Here is an 18669-nt window from a genome sequence, read left to right as displayed (position 1 = left end):
CGGACCGTGCACGGGCAGGAGCCCCGCTCCTCCGCCGAAGCGGGGGAGCGGGGCTCCTTGGGTACTGCTCTGTGCGACCGCGATCGGCCGACCCGGGCAACTAGGCCGGGGTGACGTTCTCAGCCTGCGGACCCTTGGGCCCCTGAGTGACGTCGAAGTTCACGACCTGGTTCTCCTCGAGGGAGCGGAACCCGGACGCGTTGATCGCGGAGTAGTGAACGAAGACATCCGGGCCGCCGCCGTCCTGGGCGATGAAGCCGAAGCCCTTTTCAGCGTTGAACCACTTGACGGTTCCGGTAGCCATAAGCCCTCCTTGGGCCAAAGGGTTGCCCTGCTCCAGAACCTGCAAACAAGTCTGAAAACTACAAAAGCCTGCGGGTCACATGCTCCGCAGGCTCTGTACTGCAAGGGAAACCAAACTGCAACTTGCGGCGAGCCTAGCACGCAGTCTCGGGAGAGCGGTAGAGGGAAAGATCACTTCACCCGAAGGTTTGACCGCCCCGCCGGACGGCCTGCGGGAGGCCCCGCGAAGTGCCCTTCGGAAGGTCCTCCGGGGGCCCTTCCGAAGGACCTCGGAAGGGCCCCCGGAGCGGGGAGCGGAAAGGGGGGGTGCACGGGCCCCGGTGGTGCTCGTGCACCGGTGCGGGTCTAGCCTCGCGATGTGGACAATTCAACCGTCTCCCCCCGCGAAGGCGACGACCGTCGCAGCCGGCCCCGCGTGGGCCACATCCAGTTCCTGAACTGCCTCCCCCTCTACTGGGGCCTGGCGCGGACGGGAACCCTGCTCGACCTGGAGCTCTCCAAGGACACCCCGGAGCGGCTCAGCGAGCAGCTGATCAGGGGAGACCTGGACATCGGCCCGGTCACCCTCGTGGAGTACCTGCGCAACGCCGACGACCTGGTGGCCTTCCCCGACATCGCGGTCGGCTGCGACGGGCCCGTCATGTCCTGTGTGATCGTCTCCCAGCTCCCGCTGGAGCAGCTCGACCGCGCCCGGGTGGCGCTCGGTTCGACCTCCCGCACCTCGGTGCGGCTGGCCCAGCTGCTGCTGGCCGAGCGCTACGGCGTCCGGCCCGACTACTACACCTGTCCCCCCGACCTGGGCCTGATGATGCAGGAGGCGGACGCCGCCGTGCTGATCGGCGACGCCGCGCTGCGCGCCAACCTGCACGACGCGCCCCGGCTCGGGCTCCAGGTCCACGACCTGGGCCAGATGTGGAAGGAGTGGACGGGCCTGCCGTTCGTCTTCGCCGTCTGGGCGGCCCGCAAGGACTTCCTCGCCGCGCACCCCGAGCCGACGTCCCGGGTCCACGAGGCGTTCCTGGCCTCCCGGGACCTCTCCCTGGAGGAGGTCGCCAAGGTCGCGGAGCAGGCGGCCCGCTGGGAGGCGTTCGACGCGAAGGTGCTGGAGCGGTACTTCACGACGCTCGACTTCCGCTTCGGCCCGGACCAGCTCGCCGGCGTCCGCGAGTTCGCCCGCCGCACGGGCGCGGACACCGGTTACCCGGCGGACGTCCGGGTGGAGCTGCTCGGCGTCCGGACGACGGAACGCTAAAGGGGGAATTCCCTTATCCCTTCCCGGAACAGGTCTGCCGGATAGGCGTACCGGGCAGGGAAAGGTGCGTGGCGGAACAACACATTCGCGCCTTTCCCCGGGGCGAAAAGATCCCCTCCTGGCCGGAGACGGGGGAATGGTCCGGCCGTTTCCCGGTGACCGCGCCGGTGGCGCCCCCTAGGCTTCGGTCCGGGTCCGGACCAGCCACAGGGATGACCGTCCACGGTTTCACCGTCCGCAGGGTTCACAGGGGGAGTCCATATGCAGCCGCTGGAAGCGGGCGAACCGCACACCATCGGTGCCTACCGGCTGCTCGGCAGGCTCGGCGCGGGCGGTATGGGCCGGGTCTATCTCGGCCGCAGCGCGGGCGGACGTACGGTCGCGGTCAAGGTGGTCCACCCCCATTTCGCCCTCGACGAGCAGTTCCGGGCCCGGTTCCGGCGCGAGGTGGAGTCCGCCCGGCGCATCGGCGCGCAGTGGACGGCCCCGGTCCTGGACGCCGACCCGGACGCCCCGGTGCCGTGGGTGGCCACCGGTTACGTCGCGGGTCCCCCGCTCTCCCAGGCGATCACCGAGCACGGCCCGCTTCCCGAGCACGCGGTACGCACCCTGGGCGCGGGCCTCGCCGAGGCGCTCGCCGCCGTCCACGGCCAGGGCATCGTCCACCGCGATGTGAAGCCCTCCAACGTGCTGCTCGCCCTGGACGGCCCCCGCCTCATCGACTTCGGCATCGCGCGGGCCCTGGGCGCGACCGTCTCGCTCACCTCCAGCGGGGTCTCCGTCGGCTCGCCCGGCTACATGGCGCCCGAGCAGATCCGGGGCCGGGACGTCTCCGGCGCGGCGGACGTCTTCTCGCTGGGCGCGGTCCTCGCGTACGCGGCGACGGGCGCCGCCCCCTTCCCGGGCGACTCCTCCGCCGTCCTCCTCTACAAGGTGGTCCACGAGGAACCCGAGCTGGGCGATCTGGCGGGTGAGCTGCGCGAGGTGGTCGCGGGCTGCCTCGCCAAGGACCCGGCCGCCCGCCCCGCCCCGGCCGACCTCGCACGGGCGCTCGCCCCGGGCGGGGCGATGGCGATGGTGGCGGGCGGCTGGCTGCCGGGCCGGCTGGTGCGCGAGGTGAGCCGGTCCGCGGTGGCGCTGCTGGACCTGGAACCGCAGGACGCCCCGGTGCAGTCGGGCCCGGTGCCCTTCAGCAGCGCGTCGCTGGGAGCGGGAGCGGGGGCGGGACCTCGCCCCTGGCCGGGGGAGGCCGCACCGGGCCGGGCCGGTGAGTCCGGTCCGCCCGGCCCGGACCCGCGGGAAGCGTCGTACGGGACCCCGCGTCCGAGGGAAGCGCCGGGGGGAGCGGCACCGGAAGCCCCGGAGGAAGCCGCACCGGAGGCGCCGCAGGGCAGCGTGCCGTTCCGGCCGCCGCACCCGCAGGACGACGTGTACGGGACGCCGCATCCGCAGGACGACTACGGGACGCCGCCCCCTCCGCCGCCCCCGATGACCCCGCGGGCCAAGGCCGCCCCCGCCGGGCCCCCGCCCCCGGCGCACGCCGGGACCTACCGGCAGGGCGGCGGCGCGCCCGGCGGCAGCGGCGTGCCGGGGCAGCGCGGCGGCGACCCCCGCCTCTCCTTCACCGTCAGCGCCGAGAACCGGCAGACACCCGGCGAGCGGCGGGGCCGCCGGGTCAGCTGCACCGTCGCCCTGGCCGTGGCGGGCGCCCTCGCCGCCGTCAGCCTCGGCACGGGCCTGCTCGACGGCCTCCTCCCGGGCGGCGACGCCGACCGGGGCAACGACGCCGGGTCCTCCCCGCCGTCGGCCACCGCCGCCCCCTCCCCGTCCGAAGCGGAGGAACCGCCCTCCTCGGGGTCCCAGGAGCCCGGCGACGCGGACGGCGAGCCGGTGAAGGCGCTGCCCGAGGAGTTCGTCGGCACCTGGGAGGGCCCGGTCACCGAGAAGACGACCGGGCAGCCCCACGGCACGCTCACCGCCGTCTTCACCGAGGGGAAGCGGGGGGAGCGGGTCGTCCGCATGAGCACGACCATCTCCCAGCTCGGCATCACCGTCACCTGCAACAGCGTCGGCACCCTCGCCTCCGGCACCGCGCAGGAGCTGGACATCCGCGAGGCCACCGACCCGGACCGCCCCAGCACCCCCGGCCTGTGCACCACCACCGAGGCCGATCTCGTCTTCCGCCTCGCCGACGACGGCACCCTGGACTACCGCTCGAAGGAACGCGCCGCAGGGCTCCCGTACGGGAAGCTCACCCGGTCCGGCGACTGATCGCACAAGGGGCTGGCGTACGCTGGATCGGTCCGTGGATCCTCAAAAAACCGCCGAAAGGTGACAGCCCGGTGACCGAGAAGGCCGACCTTCAGCCCGTCCTCGACCGAGCCGCCGAAGGCGGTCGGATCACCCCGGAGGAGGCGCTCGACCTCTACCGGTCCGCGCCGCTGCACGCGCTGGGCGCCGCCGCCGACGCCGTACGCCGCCGCCGCTACGCCGGTACGGAACACATCGCGACGTACATCATCGAGCGCAACATCAACTACACCAACGTGTGCGTCACGGCCTGCAAGTTCTGCGCCTTCTACGCCCCGCCCACGGCCACCGACAAGGGCTGGACCCGCGACCTCGACGACATCCTGCGCCGCTGCGCGGAGACCGTGGAGCTGGGCGGCACCCAGATCATGTTCCAGGGCGGCCACCACCCGGACTTCGGCGTGGAGTACTACGAGGAGCACTTCTCCGCGATCAAGAAGGCGTACCCGCAGCTGGTCATCCACTCCCTGGGCGCCTCCGAGATCGAGCACATGGCCCGGATCTCCAAGGTCTCCGCCGAGGAGGCCATCCGCCGCATCCACGCCGCCGGACTCGACTCCTTCGCCGGTGCGGGCGCCGAACTGCTGCCCGCCCGGCCGCGCACCGCCATCGCCCCGCTCAAGGAGTCCGGCGAACGGTGGCTGGAGATCATGGAGATCGCCCACGGCCTCGGCGTCGAGTCCACCTCCACCATGCTGATGGGCACCGGCGAGACCAACGCCGAGCGCATCGAGCACCTGAGGATGATCCGGGACGTCCAGGACCGCACGGGCGGCTTCCGCGCCTTCATCCCGTACACCTACCAGCCGGAGAACAACAAGCTGAAGGGCCGCACGCAGGCCACCCTCTTCGAGTACCTGCGGATGATCGCCATCGCCCGGCTCTTCCTCGACAACGTCGCCCACATCCAGGGCTCCTGGCTCACCACCGGCAAGGAGGTCGGCCAGCTGTCCCTGCACTACGGCGCGGACGACCTCGGCTCGATCATGCTGGAGGAGAACGTCGTCTCCTCGGCTGGCGCCAAGCACCGCTCCAACCGGCTGGAGATCATCGACCTGATCCGCAAGGCGGACCGGGTCCCGGCGCAGCGCGCCACCACGTACGAGCACCTCGTCGTGCACGACGACCCGGCGAACGACCCGGTCGACGAGCGCGTGGTCTCGCACATCTCCTCCACCGCGATCGAGGGCGGCACGGCCCACCCGGAGCTGAAGCTCCTCAACGCCAACTGACGCCACCGTGCTGACGATTCACGCCGCGCCCCTGGTCCTCCCGGTGGGCGCGGCGGCCGTCGTGGACGGGGCGGTCGCGGTGGACGGCGACCGGATCGCGGCCCTCGGCCCCTACGAGGAGGTCGCCGCCGCGTACCCGGCCGCCCGGGTCCGCCGCTGGCCCGGCCTCCTCACCCCGGGACTGCGCCAGGACCGGGCCCGGGAGCTGCTGACCCGCTGCTACCACCCGGACCCGCGCGAGGCCGGTGAGCTGGGGGAACTCCCCCTGTGGGGCGAGGAGTTCGATCGGCTGGCGGCGACGGCGGACGCCACCCGGCGGGCGGGCAGCGTACGGCGGGGGCTCCAGCGGATGCTGCGCCACGGCACCACGCATGTCGCGGGCCCCTTCGGCGCGGACGACCCGGCGCTGCGCACGGCCGTCGCCCGGTCGGGCCTGGTCCAGCTCCCGCCGCCTCCGGCGCCGGCCGGGGAAGGCGTGCCGGACCTGGACCCCTTCGCGGCGGGCGGCGATCTGGCCCGTACGGCGCACGGCCCGCTGACCGTGGGCGGCCGGGCCGACCTCGCGCTCTTCGACGTGCCCGACGAGGCGGCGCTGTACGGGGGAGGGCCCCGGCCCTGCGTGGCGACCGTGCTCGCGGGGCGGCTGGTGCACCGCGCCCGCTGAGGCCGGCACCGCGCGGGCGGACGTCACGGCACCTGGGGACCGCTCGGGTGGCGTCCCCGCGCGTCGTACGGCCGGGCGTTGGCGGCACAGCCCTCCAGCCCGTTGATCTGCTGCATCATCGCGGGCGCGGGACGCCCCCGCCCCGGGCAGGTCCCATGGCCGTGCCCCAGCCGGTGGCCGACCTCGTGGTTCACGATCAGCGCCCGGTACTCGGAGACGGGCCCGTCGAACCGCGGGGAACCGAGCTGCCGGCGCTTCAGCACCTCCCGCGTGCTCGTCCCGCGTGCTCGTCCCGCGTCCGCACCCGGGCGTCCGCACCCCGCGTCCGCGTCCGCGCGTGCCCCGCGCGGTGCTCCGGCCGCGCGGGCGCGACCACCCTCGCTGATCCCGGTGGCGCGGCTGCTTGAATGGAAGGGTGACCCGAGCCTCCCTGGAAAAGCAGCCGCACGAAGTCGCCTCGATGTTCGACGGTGTGGCGGCCAACTACGACCTGACCAACGATGTGATCTCGCTCGGCCAGGCCCGGCTGTGGCGCAAGGCGGTCGCGGCGGCGGTCGACGCCCGCCCCGCGCAGAAGATCCTCGACCTGGCGGCGGGCACCGCGACCTCCTCGCAGCCCTTCGTGAAGGCGGGCGCTTACGTCGTGCCGTGCGACTTCTCGCTCGGCATGCTCAAGGTCGGCAAGGAACGCCACCCGTGGATGCCGTTCACGGCCGGTGACGGGATGAAGCTGCCGTTCAAGGACGAGACGTTCGACACCGTCACGATCTCCTTCGGGCTGCGCAACATCCAGGACACCGAGGTGGCGCTGCGCGAGCTGCACCGGGTGACGAAGCCCGGCGGCCGGGTCGTGATCTGCGAGTTCTCCCAGCCGACCTGGGCCCCGTTCCGCACGGTCTACACGGAGTACCTGATGCGGGCGATCCCGCCGGCCGCCCGCGCGGTGTCGTCCAACCCGGACGCGTACGTCTACCTCGCCGAGTCCATCCGCGACTGGCCCGACCAGCCCGCCCTCGCCGCACTGCTCCAGAAGGCGGGCTGGTCGAAGGTCGCGTGGCGCAACCTGACCGGCGGCGTGGTGGCCCTGCACCGGGCCACCCGCGCCTGATCCACGCTCCCGGTCCTACAGCTCCAGCCGGAAGCAGACGGCCTCCCGGCCGCGCGGGGTGTCGTACGACTCCGCCCGCCGCATCCCGAGCCGCTCCGCGACCGCCGCCGACCGGGCGTTACCGGAGTCGATCATCGCGACCACCTCACCCACCCCGGCCGCCCGCACCCGCTCCAGCGTGGCGCGGGCGGCGGCGGTGGCGTAACCCCGTCCCCATGCCGTACGCCCGAGCCGCCAGCCGATCTCGATCGCGCCGACCGGCCCGTAATGCGTGTGCGGCCACGGCTGCGCCCCGGTGAAGCCGAGGACGGTGTCCGCCTCGTCCGTGAGCGTCCACAGGCAGTAGCCGAGCTCCGCGTCGTGGCGGCGCTGGCGGGCGGTGAGCTCCTCGTACACGGAGAAGTCCGCCCTGCGGCCTCCGAAGAACTCCATCACCTCGGGGTCGTCGAAGACCCGGTACCAGGTGAGGGCGTCTTCGTCGGTCGGGACACGGAGGCGTACGGCGGGGGCCGAAGCGTGGGGTGTGGCAGGCGCGATCGACATGAGGGAGCCCTTCGGAGGGTTGTTTCGCAGGCCCCCATAGACTGCACGGGACATGTGCCGCGCGGCACGCGAATTCGAGTCTTCGGGAGATCCGACCGTGACCGAGCCCCTCTCCGAGCACAGCGCGGATGTCATCGTCGTCGGAGCGGGCCCCGCCGGCTCGACGACCGCGTACTACCTCGCCAAGGCCGGACTCGACGTCCTGCTGCTGGAGAAGACCGCCTTCCCCCGCGAGAAGGTCTGCGGCGACGGGCTCACGCCCCGTGCCACGAAGCAGCTCGTCTCCATGGGGATCGACATCTCCGAGGAGGCGGGCTGGCTGCGCAACAAGGGCCTGCGCATCATCGGCGGCGGCGTCCGCCTCCAGCTCGACTGGCCGGACCTCGCCTCCTACCCGGACTACGGGCTGGTCCGCAAGCGCGACGACTTCGACGAGCAGCTGGCCCGCCAGGCGCAGAAGGCGGGCGCCCGCCTCCACGAGCGCTGCAACGTCGGCGCCCCCATCCGCGACGAGCGCACGGGCCGCATCACCGGCGTCGAGGCGAAGATCGGCGAGGAGAAGACCCCGGTCACCTTCCACGCCCCGCTCGTCGTCGCCGCCGACGGCAACTCCACCCGGCTCTCCCTCGCCATGGGCCTGCACCGCCGCGACGACCGCCCCATGGGCGTCGCCGTGCGGACGTACTTCACCTCGCCCCGCCACGACGACGACTACCTGGAGTCCTGGCTGGAGCTGTGGGACCGGCGCGGCGCCGAGGACCGGCTGCTGCCCGGCTACGGCTGGATCTTCGGCATGGGCGACGGCACCTCCAACGTCGGCCTCGGCATCCTCAACTCCTCCTCCGCCTTCAAGGAGCTGGACTGGCGCGAGGTCCTCAAGGCCTGGTGCGCCTCGATGCCGGAGGACTGGGGCTACACCCCCGAGAACATGACGATGCCCATCCGGGGCGCGGCCCTCCCCATGGCCTTCAACCGCCAGCCGCACTACACCAAGGGCCTCCTCCTCGTCGGCGACGCGGGCGGCATGGTCAACCCGTTCAACGGCGAGGGCATCGCGTACGCCATGGAGTCCGGCCAGATCGCGGCCGACGTCATCGTCCAGGCCCATGCCCGCGCCACCCCCGCCCAGCGCGAACTGGCCCTGAACAACTACCCGAAGGTGCTCAAGGAGACCTACGGCGGCTACTACACGATGGGCCGCGCCTTCGTGAAGCTGATCGGCAACCCGAAGGTCATGAAGGTCGCCACCCAGCGCGGCCTGACCCACCCGCTGCTGATGAAGTTCACGCTCAAGATGCTCGCCAACCTGACCGACCCGCAGGGCGGCGACGCGATGGACCGCATCATCAACGGCCTGTCGAAGGTGGCCCCGAAGGCCTGAGACGGTCTGTTCAAGGTTGCCTCGAAGGCCTGAGACGGTCTGTTCAAGGTTGCCTCGAAGGCCTGACGGAAGCCGCGACCGGTGCGGTCGGGCGGCCTCGTTCCGCCCGCCGCACCGCCGGTCCCATGGCAGCCCCCGCACCGAGGAACAGCGCCCCGAGCACCAGCCAGCCCGGCGGCCCCCAGGTGACGATCAGCGTGGTCAGCAGCAGCGGCCCCAGCATCCTGGCCACCGGCACCCCCGCCCCGAAGAACCCCTGGTACTGGCCCTGCCTCCCGGTCGGGGCGAGGTCGAAGCCGATCTGCCACGCCCCCGCCGACTGCCGCATCTCGCCCCACACCTGAAGCCCGGCGGCGACGAGCAGCACCGCGAACAGCGCCCACAGGGGCGCGTCCAGTGCGGAGCCGGCGAAGACGGCGCACGAGACCAGCATCAGGACCCCACCGCTGCGGACCGTACGCACGGCACTGGGCAGATCGCGTACGGCGGCGGCCGTACGGACCTGGAAGAGCATCACCGCCCCGGTGTTGAGCACCAGGAGAGCCGAGACGGTCCAGCCGGGTGCGGTGGTGTGCTCGGCGATCCAGAGCGGGACGGCCACACTGATCAACGGCATCCGGAGCAGCAGGACCATGTTGAGCGTCGCGACGAGCGCGTACGGCCCGTCCCGCAGGACGGACGGGGCCGGTGCCGGGCCTCCGCCCTCCGGTGCCGGGGCCGTCACCCGCCCCGGCGCCGGAAGCCGCGCGAGCAGCAGCGCACACCCCGCGAACGCGGCGGCGTCGAAGGCCAGGACCGTGAGATAGGCGCCGGCCGTACCGATGTGCAGGGCCAGCCCGCCGAGCGTCGCCCCCAGTGCCAGCCCGGCGTTGAGGGCCGACTGCAGATGCGCGAGTACGCGGGTCCGCTCGCCCCTGCCCACGAGCCCGGCCAGCAGCGACTGCCGGGCGGCGGCCAGCCCGCACTGCGCGGTCGCGTAGGCGCAGGCCGCGAGCACGAACGGGAGGAACGACCGCACGGTGAGGAAGGCCGCCACGCAGACCGCCGTGGCGAGGGCCAGCGCGACGGCCGTCCCGCGCGGCCCGCGACGGTCGGCCAGGTTGCCGAGCGGCACCCCCGCGACCGCTCCCACCCCCCAGGCGACCGTCAGGCCGAGTCCGATCTGCGCCGCCGAGAGGCCGACGACCTGCGAGAAGTACAGCGCGGAACAGACGTAGTAGGCACCGTCCCCCAGCGAGTTGACCAGCTGGGCCACGGCGAGGCCGCGTGCCGGTCCGGCGGCGGGAATCCAGCGCTCAGGCATGACCGTCCCGGACGCGTGGCATGGGCAGCCACCAGCGCCGGGTCCGAATCTAGGGGAGTGAGTGGCCCTGCTCGTGGGCCACTTGAGGGCCTTGTGACTGGGCCAATGACGAGCCCCGGGGCTCAGCCCCGGCCGGCCGCCCCGCGCGTGCGCTCGTAGTGCCGGGCCACCCGCGCCCGGTTGCCGCAGGACGGCTTGCACCACGCCTGGCTGCCGTGGCTCTTGACGAAGTACCGGACGCAGCGCGGCGCGCGGCAGGCCCGCAGATGCTCGCGCTGCGGCCCGCTCAGGAAGTCGACGGCGTCGCGCGCCAGCGCCGCGACCAGCCGTACGCCCGGGTCGTCCTCGGCCGACAACAGGCCGGCCGTGGGCTGCTCTTCGGCGGGCCAGCGCAGTTGGGGAGCCACGGGCTCCCGGGCCGCCGCCGCGTTGAGCAGCCTCAGGGCCTCCTCGACGGGCAGCAGGCGATGGGCGTCGGCCGGGCTGGGCGGGGCCGGGCTGACCACCCGCGCGAACAGGGCGCGGACGGCCCGCCGTACGCCGACCACCGCCTGTCTCAACTCCTCGTCGACGACCAGGTCTCCGGTGGCGGTGGCGGTGGCGGTGGCGGTGGCGGTGGAGGTGGCGGTGGAGGTGGCGTCGGCCAGGACGGCGGACTGCTGCTGGAACCAGCGTCGCGCCCCCCGGAGCGTGTCCAGGTCGTCGAGGACCCCGCCGTCCCCGTCGTGCCGGATGGTGCCCACCAGTTCCATGACGGGCCGCTGTGCCACTGCTCGTTCCCTCCTCCGCCTCTTGAACGTCCGTGCCTTCCACTCTAGGGTCCTAATGGAAGAAGACAGAAAAGCATTAGCCGGGGGAGTGCCGCGCATGTTGCTCGCTCAGATCAGCGATCTGCACCTGGACGGCAGTGACCGCGCCAGGGACCGGGCGCACCGCGTCATGGCGTACCTGCGGGCCCTGCCCCGCCCGGTCGACGCGCTGCTGGTGACCGGGGACATCGCCGATCACGCGGCGGAGGCCGAGTACGAGGAGGCCGTACGGCTGCTGGAGGCGCCGTTCCCGGTCCTCGCGTGCCCCGGGAACCACGACGCCCGCCCCGCCTACCGCAAGGCGTTCCTCGGCGAGGCCCCGGACACCGGCCCCGTCAACCGGGTCCACCGCATCGCCGGAACCGCCGTCCTCATGTGTGACGCGACCCTTCCCGGACGCGACGAGGGGCGGCTCGACGCGGAGACGCTCGCCTGGATCGACACCACGCTCGGCGCCCTCCCGGACGGTGTCCCCGCGCTGATCGCCTTCCACCAGCCGCCCGTCGAGCTCCACCACCCGCTGCCGGACGCCGGGATGCTCCGGGAACCCGAGCGGCTCGCCGCCCTGCTCGACGCCCACCCCCGGGTCGTCGCCGTCCTCACCGGGCACGCCCACACGGCCGCCGTCTCGACCTTCGCGGGCCGCCCCCTGATCGTCGGCCCCGCCGTCACCTGGACCCTGCGCCTGCCCTGGGAGGGCGACCGGCCGGCCGACCGGGACCAGCCGCCCGGCCTGGCGTTCCACGTCCTGGGCGAGGACCGGCGGCTGACCACCCACTTCCGTGTCGTCCTCTGACGCCGCCGGACGACGCCCGAACCAGGCCCTCCGCATCACGCCGGGAGTTAATCCTCAGCCCCGCGGGTGATCGTGTGCGATGATTTGCGCGCCTGCCGGGCCCGTCGGTGGCCAGGGCCGGCCGACGCCCGCCCCCGCCCGGACACGGTGGCATGCGGCGCGTGCTGCTCTTTTTGACGCACCCTCATATCGCATCCTCTTCATCGAACGCAGGCCGGCGGGGCACGGAACAAGCCGCTACAGCGCTGCTCGACCCCAAGGACAGACAGCCATGACCACCGCTTCCCCGCCCCAGCACCAGGACCTCTTCCTGGAGCCCCGCTTCGCCGTGGACCTGACCGCGCCGGACGACGACGAGGACCTCGACGCCGCGTACGACGCGCTCCCCGCGCCCACCACCTCGGCCCGCGAGCAGGAGCGGCCGAACCGCCGCCCCCGTCGCTGACAGGGTCTCCTCCATGGCCTGCCCCGAGTCCGACAGACTCCGGCCACCGGTGCGCCGGTGGCCGTGTCCGTGCTGAGCTCCACCGACTGACCCCTCCCGGGTCAGCGGCCCTCCGTCACGGTTCCACGCCCGCCGGATCACCGCGGGTACGGGCCGTTCTCCCACGCGTACGTGCTGAAGCACCGCCGTACGCGACACGCGTGCCACCGGCCGAACACCGCCGGGCACGTCTCAGCGCCGCCCCGCCGGACCTCCGGCGCGGCCGTCCGCGCGGCCCGTATCCCCGCACCCGGTCTGTCTGTCCGTCCGACGGTTCCGTCCAAGGGGCTACTCACCCATGCCATTCGCCGTCTACGTCCTCGGGCTCGCGGTCTTCGCCCAGGGCACCTCCGAATTCATGCTGTCCGGACTTCTCTCCGGCATCGCCGCCGACCTCGACGTCTCCCTCTCCGCCGCAGGCCTCCTCACCTCGGCGTTCGCCGTCGGCATGGTCGTCGGCGCACCCCTCATGGCGCTGTTCAGCCGCGCCTGGCCGCGCCGCCGGGCGCTGCTCCTCTTCCTCGCCGTGTTCGTCGCCGTCCACGCCGTCGGCGCTCTCACCTCCAGTTACGGAGTGCTCCTCGCGACCCGCTTCGTCGGGGCCCTCGCCAACGCGGGGTTCTGGGCGGTCGCGCTGAGCACCGCCGTCGCGATGGCCCCCGACCGGCTGAAGGGCCGGGCCGCCGCCGTGGTGGTCGGGGGCGTGACGATCGCCTGCGTGGTGGGCGTCCCGGCCGGCGCGGTGCTGGGGGAGAACTGGGGGTGGCGGTCGGCCTTCTGGGCGGTCGCGATCGTCTCGCTGCCCGCCTTCGTCGCGGTCCTGCGCGCCATCCCGGGGGACCGGGGCGGCCGGCCGTGGCGGGACTGTGCGGAGGGGGACGCCGCGGTCGTACCGGGGCCCGCGTCCGGCTCCGTACCCGGATCGGCCTCTGGGCCCGTATGCGGGGCGGCTTCCGGGTCGGTACCCGGTCCCGTGCCCGCATCCGTACCCGGGCCCGCTCTCGTCTCCGTACGCGACGAACTGCGCGTCCTGACCGGCCCCCGGCTGCGGCCGGTCCTGCTCACGATGGCCCTCGTGCAGGGGGCGACCTTCTGCACGTTCTCGTATCTGGAGCCGCTCCTCACCCGCGAGACGGGTCTCGGCGCGGGGTGGGTGCCGGCGGCCCTGGCGCTCTTCGGGGCGGGGGCGTTCGCCGGGGTCACGCTGGCCGGCCGGTACGCCGACGCCCGTCCGCTCGCCGTCGTCGCCACGGGCATGGCCGGCCTGACCGCCGGCTGGTCGGCGCTGGCGCTGACGGCCGGCAGCCCGGTGCTCGCCCTGGCCCTGGTCCCGCTGCTCGGCCTGCTCGCCTTCGGTACGGGCACCGCCCTGATCACCCGGGTCCTGGGCCTCGCCACCGGAGCCCCGACGCTGGCCGGCGCCTTCTCGACGGCCGCGTTCAACCTGGGGGCGACGCTGGGTCCGTGGGCGGGCGGCCTGGCCCTGGACGCGGGGTTCGGCTACCGGGCGCCGGTCGGGGTCAGTGCCGCGCTGATGGCCCTGGCGCTGCTCGTCGCCGCGACGACGGCGAAGAGCCGCCGCTCCCGAGCGGGGGAGCGGCGGCTCTCAGCGGTGAACCGGTGCGCCCGAGGGCGCCGCGGATCGCCGGGAGAACGCCCGGGGACCCGCTGGTGAATCAGAGAACGCGGACCGCGCCGGTCGGCCGGTCGTAGTCCAGGGAGCGCTGCACCGTGCCGGTGCTGGAGTTCTGCGCACCGACGAACTCGCCGCCACCGACGTAGATCGCCACGTGGTAGGCGCTGCCCGCGCCGCCCCAGTACAGGATGTCGCCGGGCTGGAGGCTGTCCAGGGAGACCTGGGTGCCGGCGGTCGACTGCGACTGCGAGACGCGCGGCAGGTCGATGCCCGCCGTGCGGTAGGCGGCCTGCACGAGGCCCGAGCAGTCCCAGGCGTTCGGGCCGGTGCCGCCGGAGACGTACGCGTCGCCGACCTGCGCCTTGGCGAACGCCACGATGGAGGCGGCGGAACCGCTCACGTTCGCGGAGGAGGACGACGAGGGGGCGGAGGCGGAGCTGCCGGAGTCCGAGGAGCCGGAGGAGGCGCTGAGCGTCGTGCGCTCGGCGGTCCGGGAGGCGCGCTCGGCGCGCTCCTCGGCCTCCGCCTCGGCCTTGGCCTTGGCGGCGGCCTCCGCCTTCTTCCTCGCCTCGTCCTTGCGGACGGCCTCGGCGTGGGCCTTCTTGGCCGTCTTCGCGGCCTTCTCGGCGGCGGCGTCCTCGCTGGCCTGCGTCTCCAGGTCGAGGGCGACCTGCTGGGTGGCCTGAGCGGAGGCGGCGACGGCGGTGGCGAGGCCGTCCGTGATCGTGGGCATCTCGATCGTCTGGGTCACCGGCTCGGCCTGGGCCGGACCGGCGGCACCCGCGACCGCGATGGTGCTGAGGAAGCCACCGGCAACTCCGGCCCGCAGTGCCGACTTCGAGGCGCGCTGACGGGGCTTCCGGTGGCTGGGTATGTGAGCGGTGTGGGACATGGGTACTAGCGCTATCAGGGCTGTAGGGGTCCCATCAAGAAACGTGTGTTGCGACACAGTTACGTTCGGAATCTGTGAATCCGCTTTCCGGGCGCCTTTATTGACGCCGTAACGGGCAAAACGGGCAGTCGTGATCAGGCCCGTGATCACTGCCTTTCGGCAATACGCCCGAATTGCCCGTCACTTACCATCCGTTCACACGGATGGCCAAGCCCGCTTTCCTGGTGCACGGGGGAGAGTGGCGCAGGTCACGGTGTGGGTCCGCCGGGACGGGCAACCCTCGCGGCCGCGACGCGCGGGGGTGGACCCGGGGCCGGGCCGGCCTTCGGCCGGGTGGCGAGCGGGCTCCGTTCGGGTGGTGGTGAGGCGCCACCGGCCGGGCCGCGAGGTGCCACGGGCCGGGCCGCGAGGTGTCACGGGCCGGGCCGCGATGCCGCGAGGTGTCGCCGGCCGGATCGCGACGTGTCGCCCGGCGTGTGGTGAGGCGGCGCCGAGTGGGTGCTCCCGAGTCTCGCCCGGTGTCCGTTCCGCTCGCCCCCCGGAAGTTCGTGAATGCGCGCACATGTCCCCTTCGGTCCCGGCCGCCCCTCGTCCGGGTGAGGGGTGAGGTCGACCTGCGCCCTTATCACCCTTGCGCAGTCCACCGCCAATTTGCTTGTAGGGGCCTTCCATTGATACTGCGACACGTCTTTGACCAGCGATGACGCCATCGAATGTCACGTCTCGTGATCACTCGGCCGCTTCGCGTACGAAGATCACCGCTCATACGACTTCATGATCCTTCGTCAGGTGGTGGAGATCACAAAGTCGTTGCCGTACCCCGTGTCGCAGATCACAGGGGACCGGGCATAGGATGCGGGGCAGTCGGGCTTGTGAACTGCCTCACATGTGCACGATCTTGGTGAGGTGGCGAGCCGGTCGCCCGATGCGGTCCAAAGGTCAAGGACGACTGGAAGGAGCGAGGAGCGTGAATGCCTACGCGCCCATCCTCGTGCTCGGCGCCCTCGGGGCAGGGTTTGCGATCTTCTCCGTGGTCATGGCCACGCTTATCGGCCCCAAGCGCTACAACCGGGCAAAGCTCGAAGCGTACGAGTGCGGAATCGAACCCACCCCGACTCCGGCCGGAGGCGGCCGCTTTCCCATCAAGTACTACCTGACGGCGATGCTTTTCATCGTCTTCGACATCGAGATCGTCTTCCTCTATCCCTGGGCGGTCTCCTTCGACGCCCTGGGGATCTTCGGGCTCGTGGAGATGCTGCTCTTCGTGCTCACCGTCTTCGTCGCCTACGCGTATGTGTGGCGTCGCGGCGGCCTGGAATGGGACTGAGGGGCTGAGGGGCACACCATGGGACTCGAAGAGAAACTGCCGAGCGGCTTCGTTCTGACCACGGTCGAGCAGGCCGCGGGCTGGGTGCGGAAGGCCTCCGTCTTCCCCGCCACGTTCGGACTGGCCTGCTGCGCCATCGAGATGATGACGACCGGCGCCGGCCGCTACGACCTGGCCCGGTTCGGGATGGAGGTCTTCCGCGGATCGCCGCGCCAGGCCGACCTGATGATCGTCGCGGGCCGGGTGAGCCAGAAGATGGCGCCCGTCCTGCGGCAGGTCTACGACCAGATGCCGAATCCCAAGTGGGTCATCTCCATGGGGGTTTGCGCTTCATCGGGCGGTATGTTCAACAATTACGCCATTGTGCAGGGTGTTGATCACATTGTTCCGGTAGATATCTATTTGCCGGGTTGTCCGCCCCGCCCCGAGATGCTGCTGGACGCCATCCTCAAGCTCCACCAGAAGATCCAGGACGGCAAGCTCGGGGTCAACGCGGAGGAGGCCGCCCGCGAGGCGGAGGAAGCGGCCCTCAAGGCACTGCCCCTGATCGAGATGAAGGGGCTGCTGCGGTGACCGAGAACCCGACCAACGGCGACGAGGGGAACGGCGGCGCCGTACCCGCGCCGCGCGACACCGGCGGCGAGGTCATCCACGTCCGCAAGGGCATGTTCGGCGCCAACAACGGCGGCGACACCTCCGGCTACGGCGGCCTCATCCGCACCGTCACCCTGCCGGGGGCCGCCTCCCGGCCCTACGGCGGCTGGTTCGACGAGGTGGCCGACGAGCTCGAAGGGGCCCTGGAGGAACAGGACCTGCTCCCCGCCAACGCCATCGAGAAGACCGTCGTCGACCGCGACGAGCTGACCTTCCACATCGCCCGCGAACACCTGGTCCAGGTCGCCCGCACCCTGCGCGACGACCCCGCCCTGCGCTTCGAGCTCTGCACGGGCGTCAGCGGCGTCCACTTCCCGGGCGACCAGGGCCGCGAGCTGCACGCCGTCTACCACCTGCGCTCGCTCACCCACGGCCGGATCATCCGGCTGGAGGTGTCCGCCCCGGACAGCGACCCGCACATCCCGTCGCTCGTCGCGGTCTACCCGACCAACGACTGGCACGAGCGCGAGGCCTACGACTTCTTCGGGCTCGTCTTCGACGGGCACCCCGCCCTCACCCGGATCATGATGCCGGACGACTGGCAGGGCTTCCCGCAGCGCAAGGACTACCCGCTCGGCGGCATCGCCGTCGAGTACAAGGGCGCCCAGATCCCGGCTCCGGACCAGCGGAGGTCGTACTCCTGATGACCACTCCCCGTGCAACACCTCGCGCCACGACCGAGGGGACCGTCTACACGGTCACCGGCGGCGACTGGGACGAGGTCGTCGAATCCGCGGTGAAATCCGACGACGAACGCATCATCGTCAACATGGGCCCCCAGCACCCGTCCACGCACGGCGTGCTCCGCCTCATCCTGGAGATCGACGGCGAGACCGTCACCGAGGCCCGCTGCGGCATCGGCTACCTCCACACCGGAATCGAGAAGAACCTCGAATTCCGCAACTGGACCCAGGGCACCACCTTCGTCACGCGCATGGACTACCTGACGCCGTTCTTCAACGAGACGGCGTACTGCCTGGGCGTCGAGAAGCTCCTCGGCATCGAGGACCAGATCCCCGACCGGGCCACCGTCCTGCGCGTCCTGCTGATGGAGCTCAACCGGCTCTCCTCGCACCTGGTCTGCATCGCCACCGGCGGTATGGAACTCGGCGCCACCACGATCATGATCTACGGCTTCCGCGATCGTGAACTGGTTCTCGACCTCTTCGAGCTGTTCACCGGACTGCGCATGAACCACGCGTTCGTCCGCCCCGGCGGCCTCGCCCAGGACCTGCCCCCGGGCGCGATCGACCAGCTGCGCGAGTTCATCAAGACCATGAAGAAGAACCTGCCGGAGTACGACAAGCTCGCCACCGGCAACCCCATCTTCAAGGCCCGCATGAAGGACGTCGGCTACCTCGACCTCGCCGGCTGCATGGCGCTCGGCGCCACCGGCCCGATGCTCCGCTCCGCCGGCCTGCCGCACGACCTGCGCAAGACCGACCCGTACTGCGGCTACGAGACCTACGACTTCGAGGTCCCCACCGCCGACACCTGCGACTCCTACGGACGCTTCCTCATCCGGCTGGAGGAGATGCGCCAGTCGCTGCGGATCATCGAGCAGTGCATCGAGCGCCTCGAACCGGGGCCGGTCATGGTCGCCGACAAGAAGATCGCCTGGCCCGCCCAGCTCGCGCTCGGCGCCGACGGTCTCGGCAACTCCCTCGACCACATCCGGAACATCATGGGCACCTCCATGGAGGCCCTGATCCACCACTTCAAGCTGGTGACCGAGGGCTTCCGGGTCCCCGCCGGACAGACGTACACCGCCGTCGAGTCCCCCAAGGGCGAACTCGGCGTGCACGTCGTCTCCGACGGCGGCACCCGCCCCTACCGGGTCCACTTCCGCGACCCGTCCTTCACCAACCTGCAGGCCATGGCGGCGATGTGCGAAGGCGGCCAGGTCGCCGACGTCATCGTCGCCGTCGCGTCCATCGACCCCGTGATGGGAGGCGTCGACCGGTGACCACCTCAC

The 18669-nt window shown here is 72.1% G+C and carries 18 protein-coding genes and 1 pseudogene; 13 read left to right on the top strand and 6 right to left on the bottom strand.

The genetic code is table 11. The annotated features are described in order from the left end of the window. Positions 1-100 precede the first annotated feature (100 nt). Positions 101-304 (bottom strand): cold-shock protein, encoded by a 204-nt coding sequence (locus tag KME66_RS13030; protein WP_003967102.1) that lies wholly within the window; start codon positions 302-304, stop codon positions 101-103. 357 nt (positions 305-661) lie between these two features. On the opposite strand from KME66_RS13030, the gene KME66_RS13025 reads away from it, so the two are divergent. The 4 genes from KME66_RS13025 to KME66_RS13010 all read left to right on the top strand — a co-directional run bounded on the left by KME66_RS13025 (position 662) and on the right by KME66_RS13010 (position 5761). Beyond that, entirely contained in the window at positions 662-1555 is an 894-nt protein-coding gene (locus KME66_RS13025) for a menaquinone biosynthetic enzyme MqnA/MqnD family protein (protein WP_216322010.1), read from the top strand. A gap of 261 nt (positions 1556-1816) precedes the next feature. After that, positions 1817-3826: a serine/threonine-protein kinase gene (locus KME66_RS13020; RefSeq protein WP_216322007.1), complete on the top strand. Its 2010-nt coding sequence runs from the start codon at positions 1817-1819 to the stop codon at positions 3824-3826. A gap of 71 nt (positions 3827-3897) precedes the next feature. After that, positions 3898-5097 (top strand): cyclic dehypoxanthinyl futalosine synthase, encoded by a 1200-nt coding sequence (gene mqnC / locus KME66_RS13015; RefSeq protein ID WP_073219951.1) that lies wholly within the window; start codon positions 3898-3900, stop codon positions 5095-5097. Between the two features lie 7 nt (positions 5098-5104). Continuing rightward, positions 5105-5761, top strand: a complete 657-nt coding sequence (locus KME66_RS13010) for a hypothetical protein (protein WP_073219954.1) — start codon at positions 5105-5107, stop codon at positions 5759-5761. Positions 5762-5784: 23 nt separating this feature from the next. On the opposite strand, the pseudogene KME66_RS13005 reads toward KME66_RS13010, so the two are convergent. Further along, positions 5785-6021: pseudogene (locus KME66_RS13005) on the bottom strand (DUF3152 domain-containing protein); the annotation flags it as partial. A 155-nt stretch (positions 6022-6176) separates the two neighbouring features. Between KME66_RS13005 and KME66_RS13000 the strand changes: the two are divergent. Beyond that, positions 6177-6869 (top strand): demethylmenaquinone methyltransferase, encoded by a 693-nt coding sequence (locus KME66_RS13000; RefSeq protein ID WP_216322006.1) that lies wholly within the window; start codon positions 6177-6179, stop codon positions 6867-6869. Positions 6870-6884: 15 nt separating this feature from the next. On the opposite strand, the gene KME66_RS12995 is transcribed toward KME66_RS13000, so the two are convergent. Further along, the gene (locus KME66_RS12995) at positions 6885-7412 is read right to left on the bottom strand and encodes a GNAT family N-acetyltransferase (RefSeq protein ID WP_073219960.1); all 528 of its coding nucleotides are present in this window, start codon (positions 7410-7412) and stop codon (positions 6885-6887) included. A 97-nt stretch (positions 7413-7509) separates the two neighbouring features. Here KME66_RS12995 and KME66_RS12990 point away from each other — a divergent pair, with 97 nt between their 5' ends. Then, positions 7510-8793 carry a geranylgeranyl reductase family protein gene (locus tag KME66_RS12990; RefSeq protein ID WP_073219963.1) on the top strand — a complete coding sequence of 428 codons (1284 nt, stop codon included), beginning with the start codon at positions 7510-7512 and terminating at the stop codon, positions 8791-8793. Positions 8794-8836: 43 nt separating this feature from the next. Here KME66_RS12990 and KME66_RS12985 read toward each other — a convergent pair whose 3' ends face one another. Together KME66_RS12985 and KME66_RS12980 are read right to left on the bottom strand one after the other, a co-directional pair. Next, positions 8837-10096 (bottom strand): MFS transporter, encoded by a 1260-nt coding sequence (locus KME66_RS12985; RefSeq protein ID WP_216322003.1) that lies wholly within the window; start codon positions 10094-10096, stop codon positions 8837-8839. Positions 10097-10218: 122 nt separating this feature from the next. Further along, positions 10219-10848 (bottom strand): ABATE domain-containing protein, encoded by a 630-nt coding sequence (locus KME66_RS12980; RefSeq protein ID WP_216329304.1) that lies wholly within the window; start codon positions 10846-10848, stop codon positions 10219-10221. A gap of 115 nt (positions 10849-10963) precedes the next feature. Between KME66_RS12980 and KME66_RS12975 the strand changes: the two genes are divergently transcribed. From KME66_RS12975 to KME66_RS12965, 3 genes are all read left to right on the top strand, one after another. Next, the gene (locus KME66_RS12975; protein WP_216322000.1) at positions 10964-11701 is read left to right on the top strand and encodes a metallophosphoesterase; all 738 of its coding nucleotides are present in this window, start codon (positions 10964-10966) and stop codon (positions 11699-11701) included. Positions 11702-11972: 271 nt separating this feature from the next. Beyond that, entirely contained in the window at positions 11973-12146 is a 174-nt protein-coding gene (locus KME66_RS12970; protein ID WP_178378978.1) for a hypothetical protein, read from the top strand. A gap of 337 nt (positions 12147-12483) precedes the next feature. Then, entirely contained in the window at positions 12484-13860 is a 1377-nt protein-coding gene (locus tag KME66_RS12965; RefSeq protein WP_216321998.1) for an MFS transporter, read from the top strand. A gap of 1 nt (position 13861) precedes the next feature. Here KME66_RS12965 and KME66_RS12960 read toward each other — a convergent pair whose 3' ends face one another. Then, the gene (locus KME66_RS12960; protein ID WP_073219979.1) at positions 13862-14713 is read right to left on the bottom strand and encodes a C40 family peptidase; all 852 of its coding nucleotides are present in this window, start codon (positions 14711-14713) and stop codon (positions 13862-13864) included. Positions 14714-15680: 967 nt separating this feature from the next. Here KME66_RS12960 and KME66_RS12955 point away from each other — a divergent pair. The 4 genes from KME66_RS12955 to KME66_RS12940 are packed head-to-tail and all read left to right on the top strand — an operon-like array spanning position 15681 to position 18660. Then, a complete protein-coding gene (locus tag KME66_RS12955; protein ID WP_003967084.1) occupies positions 15681-16040 on the top strand; it encodes an NADH-quinone oxidoreductase subunit A in 360 nt (119 codons plus the stop codon). Between the two features lie 18 nt (positions 16041-16058). Further along, positions 16059-16613 carry an NADH-quinone oxidoreductase subunit B family protein gene (locus tag KME66_RS12950; protein ID WP_006126795.1) on the top strand — a complete coding sequence of 185 codons (555 nt, stop codon included), beginning with the start codon at positions 16059-16061 and terminating at the stop codon, positions 16611-16613. Beyond that, the gene (locus tag KME66_RS12945) at positions 16610-17338 is read left to right on the top strand and encodes an NADH-quinone oxidoreductase subunit C (protein WP_216321995.1); all 729 of its coding nucleotides are present in this window, start codon (positions 16610-16612) and stop codon (positions 17336-17338) included. The genes KME66_RS12950 and KME66_RS12945 overlap by 4 nt, the downstream gene beginning before the upstream one ends. Next, positions 17338-18660: an NADH-quinone oxidoreductase subunit D gene (locus KME66_RS12940; protein ID WP_073219985.1), complete on the top strand. Its 1323-nt coding sequence runs from the start codon at positions 17338-17340 to the stop codon at positions 18658-18660. The genes KME66_RS12945 and KME66_RS12940 overlap by 1 nt, the downstream gene beginning before the upstream one ends. Positions 18661-18669: the final 9 nt, after the last annotated feature.

The sequence above is a fragment of the Streptomyces sp. YPW6 genome (genome assembly GCF_018866325.1).
Taxonomy (GTDB): Bacteria; Actinomycetota; Actinomycetes; order Streptomycetales; family Streptomycetaceae; genus Streptomyces.
Note: the sequence above shows the minus strand (reverse complement) of the source record. Positions and strands in the feature narration are given on the sequence as shown.